The 12785-nt window shown below is 59.1% G+C and carries 16 protein-coding genes; 13 read left to right on the top strand and 3 right to left on the bottom strand.

What is annotated here, in order from left to right; translation table 11 throughout:
* The first annotated feature begins 19 nt into the window (after positions 1–19).
* The 10 genes from ASE07_RS10835 to ASE07_RS10790 all read left to right on the top strand — a co-directional run bounded on the left by ASE07_RS10835 (position 20) and on the right by ASE07_RS10790 (position 7942).
* Positions 20–1147, top strand: a complete 1128-nt coding sequence (locus tag ASE07_RS10835; RefSeq protein WP_057290905.1) for an MlaE family ABC transporter permease — start codon at positions 20–22, stop codon at positions 1145–1147.
* Positions 1147–1923 carry an ABC transporter ATP-binding protein gene (locus ASE07_RS10830; protein ID WP_057290839.1) on the top strand — a complete coding sequence of 259 codons (777 nt, stop codon included), beginning with the start codon at positions 1147–1149 and terminating at the stop codon, positions 1921–1923. The genes ASE07_RS10835 and ASE07_RS10830 overlap by 1 nt, the downstream gene beginning before the upstream one ends.
* Before the next feature lie 10 nt (positions 1924–1933).
* Positions 1934–2869: an MlaD family protein gene (locus tag ASE07_RS10825; RefSeq protein ID WP_057290838.1), complete on the top strand. Its 936-nt coding sequence runs from the start codon at positions 1934–1936 to the stop codon at positions 2867–2869.
* Between the two features lie 12 nt (positions 2870–2881).
* Complete coding sequence (locus tag ASE07_RS10820; RefSeq protein WP_235548426.1) at positions 2882–3541, top strand: ABC-type transport auxiliary lipoprotein family protein; 660 nt, start codon at positions 2882–2884, stop codon at positions 3539–3541.
* Positions 3542–3622: 81 nt separating this feature from the next.
* Positions 3623–4771, top strand: a complete 1149-nt coding sequence (locus tag ASE07_RS10815) for a VanZ family protein (protein WP_057290837.1) — start codon at positions 3623–3625, stop codon at positions 4769–4771.
* A 50-nt stretch (positions 4772–4821) separates the two neighbouring features.
* Positions 4822–5139, top strand: coding sequence for a (2Fe-2S) ferredoxin domain-containing protein (locus ASE07_RS10810; protein ID WP_057290903.1), 318 nt, complete (start codon positions 4822–4824; stop codon positions 5137–5139).
* 29 nt (positions 5140–5168) lie between these two features.
* On the top strand, positions 5169–5792 hold the full coding sequence (locus ASE07_RS10805; protein WP_057290836.1) for an alpha/beta hydrolase: 624 nt from the start codon (positions 5169–5171) through the stop codon (positions 5790–5792).
* 140 nt (positions 5793–5932) lie between these two features.
* The gene (locus ASE07_RS10800) at positions 5933–7078 is read left to right on the top strand and encodes a D-alanyl-D-alanine carboxypeptidase family protein (protein ID WP_057290835.1); all 1146 of its coding nucleotides are present in this window, start codon (positions 5933–5935) and stop codon (positions 7076–7078) included.
* A 199-nt stretch (positions 7079–7277) separates the two neighbouring features.
* The gene (locus ASE07_RS10795) at positions 7278–7568 is read left to right on the top strand and encodes a DUF1330 domain-containing protein (protein ID WP_057290834.1); all 291 of its coding nucleotides are present in this window, start codon (positions 7278–7280) and stop codon (positions 7566–7568) included.
* A 104-nt stretch (positions 7569–7672) separates the two neighbouring features.
* Complete coding sequence (locus ASE07_RS10790) at positions 7673–7942, top strand: DUF493 family protein (RefSeq protein WP_057290833.1); 270 nt, start codon at positions 7673–7675, stop codon at positions 7940–7942.
* On the opposite strand, the gene gcvA is transcribed toward ASE07_RS10790, so the two are convergent.
* The gene (gcvA, locus tag ASE07_RS10785; RefSeq protein WP_057290832.1) at positions 7939–8853 is read right to left on the bottom strand and encodes a transcriptional regulator GcvA; all 915 of its coding nucleotides are present in this window, start codon (positions 8851–8853) and stop codon (positions 7939–7941) included. The genes ASE07_RS10790 and gcvA overlap by 4 nt on opposite strands.
* A gap of 148 nt (positions 8854–9001) precedes the next feature.
* On the opposite strand from gcvA, the gene ASE07_RS10780 reads away from it, so the two are divergent.
* The 3 genes from ASE07_RS10780 to ASE07_RS10770 all read left to right on the top strand — a co-directional run bounded on the left by ASE07_RS10780 (position 9002) and on the right by ASE07_RS10770 (position 10335).
* Positions 9002–9367 (top strand): DUF2917 domain-containing protein, encoded by a 366-nt coding sequence (locus ASE07_RS10780; RefSeq protein ID WP_057290831.1) that lies wholly within the window; start codon positions 9002–9004, stop codon positions 9365–9367.
* A gap of 144 nt (positions 9368–9511) precedes the next feature.
* The gene (locus tag ASE07_RS10775) at positions 9512–9976 is read left to right on the top strand and encodes a DUF3291 domain-containing protein (RefSeq protein WP_057290830.1); all 465 of its coding nucleotides are present in this window, start codon (positions 9512–9514) and stop codon (positions 9974–9976) included.
* A gap of 47 nt (positions 9977–10023) precedes the next feature.
* The gene (locus ASE07_RS10770) at positions 10024–10335 is read left to right on the top strand and encodes a cupin domain-containing protein (RefSeq protein WP_057290829.1); all 312 of its coding nucleotides are present in this window, start codon (positions 10024–10026) and stop codon (positions 10333–10335) included.
* 22 nt (positions 10336–10357) lie between these two features.
* On the opposite strand, the gene ASE07_RS10765 is transcribed toward ASE07_RS10770, so the two are convergent.
* Both ASE07_RS10765 and ASE07_RS10760 read right to left on the bottom strand, forming a co-directional pair.
* On the bottom strand, positions 10358–11524 hold the full coding sequence (locus tag ASE07_RS10765; protein WP_057290828.1) for a benzoate/H(+) symporter BenE family transporter: 1167 nt from the start codon (positions 11522–11524) through the stop codon (positions 10358–10360).
* A 104-nt stretch (positions 11525–11628) separates the two neighbouring features.
* Positions 11629–12705, bottom strand: a complete 1077-nt coding sequence (locus tag ASE07_RS10760) for a tartrate dehydrogenase (protein WP_057290827.1) — start codon at positions 12703–12705, stop codon at positions 11629–11631.
* Between the last annotated feature and the right edge of the window lie 80 nt (positions 12706–12785).

The following is a 12785-nucleotide window of genomic DNA, read 5'->3' as shown; positions in this document are numbered from 1 at the left end:
TCTCCTTTACACTAACGCGATGCCAAATCAACAAGCGCCCTCACTGCAGGTCATTGAGCAAACACCGTCCAGGGTAGTTGCGACTGGCTCATGGCAGATTCATGTGCTCGCCCGCAGCCAACTGATGAGTGAACTGGTGAATAAGCTTCGCTCGGCAGCCCGTAATCCGGCGCATGTCTGGGACCTGTCGGACATTGAAGGGCTCGACCATATTGGCGCACAACTATTCTGGAATGCGTGGGGCAGAAGACGACCACCTACGCTGTTGCTTGCGCCGATCCATGAAGAAATCTTTGCGCGCATCGAGCAGGCCGGCACGCTGGTATTGCCGGCGACGCCGCAAGAGCACTGGTATTCGGTCGCGGTGATACGGCGCGGCGTGCGTACTATTGTTGGCCACGGTCTCAGTTTCATCGGACTGATCGGCCAACTGGTGCTCGACATCGGGACGTTTATCGCGCACCCGCTGCGCGGTCCCTGGAAAGAAATTTCGTCGAACATTTTCCATATCGGCTATCAGGCGCTGGGAATTACGGCGCTGGTGGGATTTTTGATCGGCGTTGTGCTGTCTTATCTGTCGGCACAGCAATTGCATTCATTCGGCGGTGACGTTTATCTCGTCAATATCCTCGGCATGAGTGTCATCAGGGAGCTCGGGCCGCTGCTCGCCGCTATCCTGGTTGCCGGACGTTCCGGTTCGGCAATCACCGCGCAGCTTGGCGTCATGCGGGTTACTGAAGAACTCGACGCCATGCTGGTGATGGGCATGCCGCATGGCTTCAGGCTGATCATGCCGCGCGTCCTGGCGCTGGCGCTGTGCATGCCGCTGCTGGTGGTCTGGACCGACGCGGTAGCACTCGCCGGCGGCATGGCGGCGGCACAGCTGGAACTGGGCTTGTCAGCCCATTACTTCCTGCAGGAATTACCGAACGCGGTACCGCCAGCCAATTACTGGATCGGCATCGGCAAGGGCGTGGTATTCGGCAGCCTGATTGCCCTCGTTGCCTGTCATTTCGGCTTGCGCATCAAGCCCAATACGGAAAGCCTGGGCCAGGGCACCACCTTGTCGGTCGTCACCGCGATCACCGTGGTGATTGTCGCCGATGCAGTATTTGCAATTCTTTTCAAGGGAGTGGGGTTTTATTGATGACGGCACCGGTCATACAGATCAGCCATTTGCGCACGCAGTTCGACGACTTCATCGTGCACCAGGATCTGAACCTGGAGATCCATGCAGGTGAAATCGTGTCGCTGGTCGGCGGCTCCGGCTCCGGCAAGACGACCCTGTTGCGACAGATGCTGGGGCTTTCAACACCGACCAGTGGTACCGTGCGCGTGTTCGGAGAGGATATCAATGACTGCGGCGCCATGCGACGCCAGCAGTTGCGTAATCGCTGGGGCATGCTGTTCCAGCATGGCGCATTGTTTTCCGCACTCAACACGCTCGACAATGTCGCCCAGCCAATGCGCGAATTGCGCGCATTGCCGGAAGACCTGATCCGCGATGCCGCGCTGCTCAAGCTGAGCATGGTCGGCATCACGCCCAAGGATGCCTTGAAAATGCCGGCCGACCTTTCCGGCGGCATGATCAAGCGGGTGGCACTTGCGCGTGCGCTTGCGCTGGAACCCGAGCTGCTGTTTCTTGATGAGCCGACTGCGGGACTCGATCCCGATCTGTCCGAAAGTTTTGTCTCGCTGATTCGCGGACTGCATCAGCAGATGCGGCTCACGGTGGTGATGGTCACGCATGACCTCGACACGCTGTTTGCGTTGTCCACACAGATTGCGGTGCTGGCCGACAAGCGGGTGATTGCGATGGGCCCGCCGCAGGAAGTGATCGCCTTGCCGCATCCCTTCATTCAACATTTTTTCCTCGGCGAACGCGGCCAGCGTGCGCTCGAGGTGTTACGCGAGAAGGAATAGGAAAGCACTTATGGAAAACAAGTCGCATGCATTGATCGCCGGCGTGTTCACGCTGGCATTGCTGGCGGCCGCCATCCTCATCGGCATATGGTTCAACCGCGACCAGGTCCAGTGGGTGCCGTACCAGATCGCCACCAAGCTGTCGATTCCCGGGCTGAATCCCCAGGCCGATGTGCGGTACCGCGGGCTGGATGTCGGCAAGGTCAACGAAATCAATTTCGATCCCAATGTCCCCGGCCAGATCCTGGTACAGATCAGCGTCAAGCCCGACACGCCCATTACGCAATCGACGTTCGCCACGCTGGGCTATCAAGGCGTGACGGGTATCGCCTACGTGCAGCTCGACGACGACGGCAGTCGTCCGGTGCGCGTGCCAAGCAGCCCCGCGCAGATCGCACGGATCGAAATGCGGCCCAGCCTGTTTGACCAGTTGCAGAATCGCGGCCTGGCCATCCTGGAGCAGACCGAAGAAGTCGCCAAGCGCATCAACACCATGCTCGATCCGGCCAATCAGAAAGCGATACTGGGCGCCTTCGACAACGTCAGCAAGGCAGCGACCGCACTGGAGACCATCCCGCGCAATCTGCAGCCGACGCTCGATCGTCTGCCCGCCGTGACCGCGCAGGCGCAGCGAACGCTGGCCACATTGGATTCGCTGTCGAAGGACGCCGGCAACCTCACCCGCAGCCTCAATGGACTGACGACCGGCCTGCAGGGGCCGAACGGCGCGATTGAACGCATTACCAACAGCGTCGAACAGGTCGGCGCGGTGGCCAACAAGATCGAATATGAAACGCTGCCGCTGGCCAATGATGCACGCTCGTCTCTGCGCGCACTCAACCGCACCCTCGACAACCTGAGCGAACGTCCGCAAAGCGTGCTGTTCGGCTCCCCGACGGTTGCACCGGGGCCGGGTGAGCAGGGCTTCAGCGCGCCGACCAACTAGGGAGAAATACGCATGATCACGTTTTCGATGTTTGCCGCAAGAATGACGATGGCATCGCTCGCCCCGTTCGCGCTTGCCGCGCTATTGTCAGCCTGTTCGACCGTCATCCGTCCGGACTCCGCCACGCTCTACGATCTGGGTCCATTACGCACGAGTACAAGCACGAGCGCGAGCACCGGCGCCGCCACCGGACCGGCATTGCCTGCCCTGCCGCCGATCAGTGTGGCCGAGATTGGCGTGCCGAACTGGCTCGACCGGCCAACCATTTTCTACCGGCTTGAATACGTCAACGGGCAGCAGCCGCGTCCTTATACGCAAGCCCGCTGGACCATGCCGCCGGCGCAGCTGCTGGAGCAACACCTGAAGGTGCGCATCGCCCAGGCCGGCGGCGCGGTACTTTCGCCAAGCGACGGCGCCAACTACGTCCCGGTGCTGCGCATCGAAGTCGATACCTTTATCCAAAGCTTTACATCACCGGAACAAAGCACGGGAAAAGTCGGGATGCGCGCTTCAGTCTTCAAGGGACGCAGTCTGCTGGCCCAGCGCTCGTTCAACCGCGAAGCGCCGGCACCAAGCGCCGATGCGGACGGCGGCGTGCGCGCACTGGCAGCAGCAAGCGACGCGATGATTGTCGACACGATGATGTGGCTGGGCACGCTCGATCTCAAATAATTCACTTGCCGCAGGCTGCGCATCTGCCGAGAATACGCAACAGGGGCATCGTCCGGTGTCCGTACCGATGTCACGAACGCCATGTTGTCAAAAGAGGAAAACCCGTCCACCGCGATAGATCCCGCCCTGCCCGCCAGCGCCTCCACCTTTGCGCGCGTCGGCCTGCTGATGTACAGCTTTCTGATTGCCTACGCCAGCCTCTATCCGTTCTCAAACTGGCATAGCATCGGCCTCTCGCCATGGGATTTCCTGTTCATGCCCATGCCGCATTACTGGACCGCCTTCGACGTCGTCACCAACATCGTCGGCTATCTGCCGCTCGGCATGCTTGTGGTGTTTGCACTGTATCCGAGAATACGTGATGGTAGCGCGGCGACTGTCGCGGTCCTTTACGGGCTGATGTTCTCCGGCACGATGGAAGCGGTGCAGACCTTCCTGCCCAATCGCGTGTCATCCAACCTGGATTTTTTGACCAATACCACCGGGACCGCGTTGGGCGCCATCGTCGGCGTGCTGCTGAGCGGACTCTTCCTTGAGCAAAGCCGCTTGCTGCATATCCGTCGCGAATGGCTGATTCCGGAAGCAGGCCGTGGCCTGATCGTGATCGGCTTGTGGCCACTGGCGCAGATTTATCCGCAAAGCTATCTGTTTGGCCATGGACAATTCATACCGACCTTGTCGGAATGGCTGTCAGACTGGCTGGAACAACCGGTCGACCTGCATGCCATGATGACCAGCGATTTCCACCTGACCGTACAGGAATACTGGCTGGCCGAAACGCTGATCACCGCCGGCGGCATGACAGGCGCGGTGCTCATGCTGTCCTGCCTGTTGCGCAAACAGGCGCCCAAGGCGCCGTTACTAGTTGGGCTGGTCGTCGCCGCACTCACGGTCAAACTGACTGCGAACGCGCTACTCTTCACACCGGCCAATGCATTCGCATGGCTGACGCCGGGCGCCAAGGGCGGCATCCTGATCGCCGCAATGATGGTCGGCGGACTGAGCTTTGCGCCGGCGATTGTGCAACGCCGGCTGGCGGCGCTCAGCCTGTTGTTGAGCCTGGTCGCAATCAACTTCGTGCCCGCCAACCCTTATTTTGTCGCCACGCTGCAAACCTGGGTACAGGGAAAGTTCCTCAATTTCAATGGCGCCGCGCACTTCCTGTCGGTGGTGTGGCCGCTGTTCGCGCTGTGGATCCTGTCGCATCGCATGCATCGCCTGAAGAGGTGAGCGCTGCGGTGTATGATTGCCGCTTTCCCATTGCATCAACGAGTACCGACATGTCCGACAAGCCGTACTACGAACATCACGTGTTCTTCTGCCTGAATCACCGTGAGGAAGGACGTCCCTGCTGTGCCGACAAGGGCGCGCAGACCGCGCAAGAACATGCGAAGAAACGCATCAAACAGCTCGGCCTGAGCGGTCAGGGTAAAGTGCGGATCAACAAGGCCGGATGTCTCGACCGCTGCGAGGAAGGCCCGGTACTGGTGGTCTATCCACAGGGAACCTGGTACACCTATGTGGATAAGGAAGACATCGATGAAATCATTGATGTCCACATCGTCGGCGGCAAGATCGTCGAACGCCTGAAGATCTGATCAGCACTTCCCGTAAACATCATCACGCAATGAACGCACAGACCCAACGTTTCTCCATCATGGGTGCAGCCGGCTCCCTGGAATGCGCACTCGACCTGCCCGAAGGGACGCCGCGTGGACTGGCACTCGTCGCCCATCCGCATCCGCTCTACGGTGGCACGATGGACAACAAGGTGGCGCAGACTCTGGCCCGCGCTTTTGTGGCCATCGGCTATGCCACGGTACGCATGAATTTCCGCGGTGTCGGCAAATCCGAGGGCGTGCACGACGCCGGTCGTGGCGAGACCGACGACATGGCGCTGCTGCTTGCCCATATGAAGCAGCAGTATCCGGATCTGCCTGTCGCGCTGGGCGGTTTCTCTTTTGGCACTTTCGTACAATCCCAATTGCAAGTCCGGCTGACCGAGCAAGGTACGCCTGCCGAGCGCCTGGTACTGGTTGGCAGCGCCGCCGGTAAATGGGCCATGCCGAATGTGCCCGCCAATACCATCCTGATCCATGGTGAGCAGGATGACACTATTCCTCTCTCCGATGTGCTCGACTGGGCACGTCCGCAAGATCTGCCAGTGATTGTCATCCCTGGCGCCGATCACTTTTTTCATCGCAAGTTGCAACATATAAAGAGTTTCGTGGTCGAAATGTGGCATCGGTAATTGCTTGCCGGAAATATGTAATTTAAACGCTGTCTGAATGGCAGGGTTTCCGGTTTTGGCGATTTCGCGAGGCTATAATTCGGTCATTGTTTCCTCTTGTCATCCGCTGCGGTCTGGGGCGGAGCTTAATCATTACGTCCATGAAAAAATTACTCGCGGCTCTGGCCGCCTTCGCTTTCTCGGTGTCTGTCGCCTTCGCGCAGGCGCTACCGCCGCCCACCATTGCCGCCAAATCGTGGCTGCTGCTGGATGCTACCAGCGGTCAGGTGCTGGCTTCCCAGGATCCGACCATGCGTATCGAACCGGCATCGCTGGTCAAGATCATGACGGCTTATCTGGCCTTTTCCGCCATCAAGGAAAAACGCCTCGACCCGCAGCAAATGGTGAATGTTTCCGTCCGCGCATGGAAAGTCGATGCCAGCAGCTCGAAAATGTTTATCGATCCGGCAACGCCAGTAAAGGTAATCGACTTGCTGTACGGTCTGATCGTGCAATCCGGCAACGATGCCGCCGTGGCGCTGGCCGAAGCGGTCTCCGGCACCGAGGATGCGTTCGTGGTTTTGATGAACCGTGAAGCCGAGCGCATGGGTCTGAAGAACACGCATTTCGCCAATTCCCACGGTCTGCCGAGTCCGGAAAACTATTCGACTGCGCAAGACTTGTCCATCCTGGCATCACACATCGTCAACGACCACCCGGATTACTACAAAATCTATTCGACCAAGGATTTCACCTATAACAAGATCAAGCAGCCGAACCGCAATCGCCTGCTGTGGCTGGACCCAACCGTCGATGGCATGAAGACCGGCCATACTGCCGCTGCGGGCTACTGTCTGATTTCCACGGCCAAACGTCCGAACGGCAGCGGCGACCGTCGCCTGATTTCCGTCGTGCTGGGCACCGTGTCCGACCAGGTACGCGCGCAGGAAAGCCAGAAGCTGCTGAACTGGGGCTTCCAGAATTTCGACACCGTGAAGCTGTATGCGAAAGGTCAGCCGGTCGCCACGCCGGAAGTCTGGAAGGGATCGCAGAACCAGGTCAAGATCGGCTTTACCCAGGATATCTACGTGACCGTGCCGAAGGGCGTCGCCGACAAGATGAAGCCTGTGCTCGAGCGCAAGGATCCGCTGGTTGCGCCGGTTGCGCAAAACAGCAAGGTCGGCATCATGAAGATGATGGTCGACGGCAAGCCGCTGACAGAACTGCCGGTCGTTGCTCTGGAACAGATCAACGAAGCCAGCATCTTCGGCCGCGCCTGGGATTCCATGCGTCTTTGGATGAAATAACACTGCAACAAGAACAAGAACAAGAACAGGCGATCGCTGCAAGCCGGTCGCCTGTCCTCTTCCCGAGGCCGGGATGCCGTCATGCGGCATCCCGGCCTCTTTGTTTCTGATCTTTCTTTCTGCCTTCGCACTGTTGGCCATCCCCGTGCATGCCGGGCTGCATTACACTCAATGATCTTCAACGACATCCAGGAGCGCCATGACTGCCTACATCATTGGTCACATCCGCATTACGGATCCGGAAAAATGGCATGCCTACCGCTCGCGTGTCGGTGCGACAATTGCTGCCTGGGGCGGCGAACTGGTGTTTCGCGGCGAAGTCGCGGAGGTGTTGAATGGCGTGCACCCACAGACCGACACCGTGGTTGCGCGCTTTCCCGACAAGCAAGCAATACGTGCATGGCATGATTCGCCGGAATACCAGGCGCTGATTCCGTTACGGGATGCAGGCGCCGAAGTGGTGCTCATCAGCGTCGACGCAACGGCGTAAAATACCGGCATTGCGACCTCGGGAGCTGTCATCGGCGCCAGGGTCATTTCAATTTGGCTGCACCCGCGACAAGGACGCGAGGCAGCCCCAGCCGGAATATCGTCATGTCTCAGCCTACCGAAAGCCTCATTGAATATCCCAGCGATTTCCCCATCAAGATCATGGGGGTGATGCAGGATGCCTTTGCACAAACCATGGTCGATGTCGTGGTACGTCACGATCCCACCTTCCACGCCGGAAAAATGGATATGCGTCCATCGTCCAAAGGAACCTACCTGGCACTGACCGTCACTGTGCGCGCGACCAGCCGCGAACAGCTGGATAACCTGTATCGGGAGCTGTCTTCCCATCCCATGGTCAAGGTTGTCCTTTAAGCTTGTTTGATACGCACTGCCGGGTCAGGGCGTGCCACCTCATCCAGCATCCATTGCCGGAATGCCTGGACCTGCGGCTTCTGCAGCGATTCCTGCGGACACACCAGAAAATACGATAGCGCACACTGCGATGCGATATCGAACAGGCGTACCACATCGCCGGATGCCAGATCGGTCAATGCCACCACATGACGTGCCAGGGCAATGCCGTGCCCATCGGCCGCGGCACGCACCAGCATTGAGGAATCCTGGAACACCAGGCCGGCAGCCGGCTCAAGCAGGTCAAGGCCGGCCGCGCGGAACCAGGGCGTCCACGGCTCCCCTTCACAGCGCAGCAAGGGGCAATGCGCCATTTCCTCCGGCGTACGCGGCAACTTGCCGCCATTGAAGCGCGGGCTGACGACCGGATAGTAATAGTCGTCCAGCAGTTTTTCGACCACCAGGCCGGGATAGTGGCCGCGACCGAAACGAATACCGATGTCGACCGACTCGCGCACGAAATCGGTCAGGTGCCCGCTCGATTGCAGTATCACTTCCAGATCGGGATGCTGTTCGATGAAGCGTCCGATACGTGGAGAGAGCCAGCGCGCCGCAAAAGAAGGCAAGGCGGTAATGGTCAGCCGCTTATGCTTGCTGTCCGCCTTGAGCGCGGCGGCAGCCGCCGCGATATCGCCAAGCGCCTTGCGCAGGGTAGCGGCGAAGCGCTCGCCTTCCGGCGTGATGGCAATGCGCTTGCCATGGCGCGCGAACAGCGCAATACCCAGTTCCTCTTCCAGCGCCCTTATTTGGTGACTGATGGCCCCGTGCGTGACATGGATTTCTTCCGCCGCGCGGGAAAAGTTTTGATGGCGCGCCGCTGCTTCGAAAGCACGCAGCGCGGCAAGATTGGGCAAGCGTCGCAGGTCAGCCATCTTTGTGAATTTTTCTAACAAAGAAAGCCAAAATATATCGTTTAGTCATCGTCTCGGCAAGCTCTACAATAAACTCAACTGATCGGGGATTGCCTCCAACTGCGAGCCTGCAGCGGCACCCGCCCAGCCATTTCAGGAGTGTACTGTCATGAGAGGACTATTCACAAACCAGCTGCTATCCATCCAACCTGGCGAAGCCGTTTCCGGTATTGCCTCGCGCCCCCAGACCCTGCGCGTGACACGCGGCAATGTCTGGCTGACCGTTGAAGGCATCAAGCACGATTACTGGCTCAGCGCCGGCGATACCTTTACTGCCATTCCCGGTCGCCTGATCGTGGTGGAAGCCGATACCGACAGCAGCATCGACAGCCGTCGTGCCGGTGCGGTACAGGCAAAACAGGCTGTGCAAAACGTGGCAACCTGGATTAGCGGTCTTGGACAGCGTCTCTTTGGGCATGCCACCGTCCAGACCAGCCTGAAGCGGCATCGTACCTGCAGCGACGCCTGCTGCTGATTTATCAACGCCAGGTGAGGCCAATGCGCGTACCTATCGTTAGGCGGTCCGGCGCGGGAGATGTCGACTACTGAAGAAGTCGACATGCCCGGACCGGCTACCGGCTGCATGCCCTTCTGCAAAATAAAAACAAGGAGATCGTCCATGAAGTGCCATATCGCACAGGTCAATATTGCCCGCGCCCTCGCCCCGATCGATGATCCGGTCATGGCAGGTTTCGTTGCCCGCCTCGACGATATCAATGCGGTTGCCGACAGCAGTCCGGGATTTGTCTGGCGCCTCAAGACCGATGACGGCAATGCAACCTCGCTCAATCCTTACGACGATGACCACATCCTGTTCAACATGTCGGTCTGGGCGTCGATTGACCACCTGAAGCACTTTGTCTATCGCAGTGCCCATGCGCAGGTAATGCGTCAGCGTAAGAACTGGTTTGAGCACATCCGCGATCCGTATACCGCACTGTGGTGGATTGAACCCGGACACATACCGACGATTGCCGAAGCCAAGGAACGACTCGCTTATCTGCGGCTTTATGGCGATACGGAATTTGCGTTTTCATTTGCCAGGGTGATTCATCCGCCCGGCAAGCTGCAGGCCGTCGAATAAAATAAATAACAGAACCGCCGTCCACTTTACCGTCTCAGGGAAACAACGTGAACATCATCCGAAGCAAGGAATTTACCGCCGATCGCGCATGGGGTGCGCTCGATATCGCCAACATGGGCGGCGTCACCACGCGCCTGCACTGGACCGACAAGCCGTATGAATGGCACGTCAATGATGGCGAAGAAGTATTTGCAGTACTCGACGGCACGGTCGACATGCACTACCGCAGCGAGGGTGTGGAGAAGGTCGCGGAACTGCAGACGGGCGACGTGTTTTTTGCGGGTGTGGGATGTGAACACGTCGCGCATCCGCGTGGCGCTGCGCGCATTCTGGTCGTTGAAAAGGAAGGCAGCGTTTGACTGCCCTGCTGACATGCCTGCTTTAACGTTTCCCCGCCTGCAAGGTCACCATCGCAATCACCCCGGCCACCAGTCCCCAAAACGCGGAGCCGACACCAAATAGCGACAGACCTGATGCCGTCACCAGAAAAGTGACCAATGCCGGTTCGCGTTCACGCTCGTTCGCCAGCGCGGCCGCCAGGCCATTGCCGATGGTGCCGAACAAAGCCAGCCCCGCAATCACCAGCACCAGTTCCGTCGGGAAAGCGGCGAACACCGCACCGACCGTCGCACCGAACAAGCCGATCAGCAGATAGAACATGCCGGCCGCAACCGCTGCGACGTAACGGCGCTTTGCATCCTCATGCGCTTCGCGTCCCATGCAGATCGCGGCAGTGATCGCCGCCAGGTTCAATGCATACGCACCGAAGGGCGCCAGCAGCACATTGACGACACCGATCCATCCGACCACGGGAGAAATCGGCGCCGCGTAGCCCGAGGCGCGGATCACCGCGACGCCGGGCACATTCTGCGAAGCCATGGTGACGACGAACAACGGCAATGCGACACCGATCACCGCCGACAGCGACAATGTCGGTGTGATCCATTTCGGCTTCGCGAATTCGAGATGCACGGTCTCCAGATGCAACAGCCCCTGCGTCGCTGCAATCACGATGCCCAGGGCCAGCGTCGCGATCACCGCATAACGCGGAAACAATCTGCGGCCAGCCAGGTAGGCAAGGAACATCGCGAAGGCCATGACAAACTGCGTCTTCATGGCAATGAAAGCATCGAGGCCAAAACGCAGCAGCACACCGGCCAGCATGCCGGAAGCGATTGATACCGGAATACGGCTGATCATGCGTTCGAAGAATCCTGAGAATCCGCATACCATGATGAGCGCAGCCGACAGCAGGAACGCGCCGGTGGCGTCGCCAAGCGATACGCCGGCCGCGCCGGTGATCAGCATCGCGGCGCCCGGTGTCGACCAGGCTGTGACGATCGGGATGCGGTAGCGCAGCGAGAGCAGGATGCAGGTGAGCCCCATGCCAAGCCCGAGCGCCCACATCCATGAACTGATTTCTTCCGGACCGGCGCCAAGTGCGCGCGCGCCTTGAAAGACAATGACTGCCGAACTGGTAAAGCCGACGAGTACCGTCACAAAACCGGCGGCGACAGCGGACAGCGAAAAATCCTTGGCGAATGACATGGCGGGTGCTGAAATTGTGCGAGCCCGCATTGTTGCATGGATGCAGTGCGCCTGCACCCATGCGGCGTGATGCGATGACAGTCTATTGCAAGTCTATTGCAAGACTATTGCAGCGCTTCGGCGATCGCCTTGCCGAGGTCCTGCGTGCCGGCGGACCCGCCGATGTCACGTGTGAAGGGTGCGTTTGCCGGACCGGCTTCCAGTACCTTTTCGATGGCTTTGAGCACTGCCGCACCGGCTTCCGGATAGCCGAGGTGTTCGAGCATCATCGCGCCGCACCACACCTGCCCAATCGGGTTGGCAACACCCTTGCCGGCGATATCGGGGGCCGATCCGTGTACCGGCTCGAACAGCGAAGGAAAGAGTCGTTCGGGGTTGATATTGGCGGACGGTGCAATGGCAATCGTGCCCGTGCACGCCGGACCCAGATCCGAAAGAATATCGCCGAACAGATTGGATGCCACCACGACGTCAAAGCGGTCCGGGTTCTGCACGAAGTGGGCGGTCAGAATGTCGATGTGATACTTGTCCCAGCGGATCTCCGGATAGCTCTTCGCCATCTCGACTACACGGTCATCCCAGTACGGCATGGTGATGGAGATGCCGTTGGACTTGGTGGCCGAGGTCAGGTGTTTCTTTGGTCGGCTCTGCGCAAGGTCGAACGCAAACTTGAGGATGCGATCCACACCCTTGCGGGAAAACACGCTTTCCTGGAACACGATTTCACGGTCCGTGCCTTCGTACATCTTGCCGCCTACCGACGAGTACTCGCCCTCGGTGTTTTCGCGCACGACATAGAAGTCGATATCGCCCGGCTTGCGATTGGCGAGTGGCGATGGAATGCCCGGCATCAGGCGGCAGGGGCGCAGATTGACATACTGGTCGAACTCGCGGCGGAACTTGAGCAACGAGCCCCACAGTGAAATATGATCGGGCACGGTGTCGGGCCAGCCAACCGCACCAAAGAAGATGGCGTCATGCCCGCCGATCTGGTCCTTCCAATTGTCGGGCATCATTTGCCCATGCTTCTGATAATAATCGCAGGAAGCAAAATCGAAATGGTCCCATTGCAGGTTGATGCCGAATTTGCGCGCCGCGGCGTCCAGCACGCGCAGTCCTTCAGGAACGGTTTCCTTGCCAATGCCGTCGCCGGGTATTACTGCTATACGATGAGTTGCCATAGTGATTGTTAGTGATTGTTCAAGCCTGATGGTGAAAACGAAAATTCTATTGTGCTGACGGGACAGGCCGCCCCGATAAA

Origin of the sequence: Noviherbaspirillum sp. Root189 (assembly GCF_001428545.1) — a bacterium.
GTDB lineage: Bacteria > Pseudomonadota > Gammaproteobacteria > Burkholderiales > Burkholderiaceae_D > Noviherbaspirillum.
Note: the sequence above shows the minus strand (reverse complement) of the source record. Positions and strands in the feature narration are given on the sequence as shown.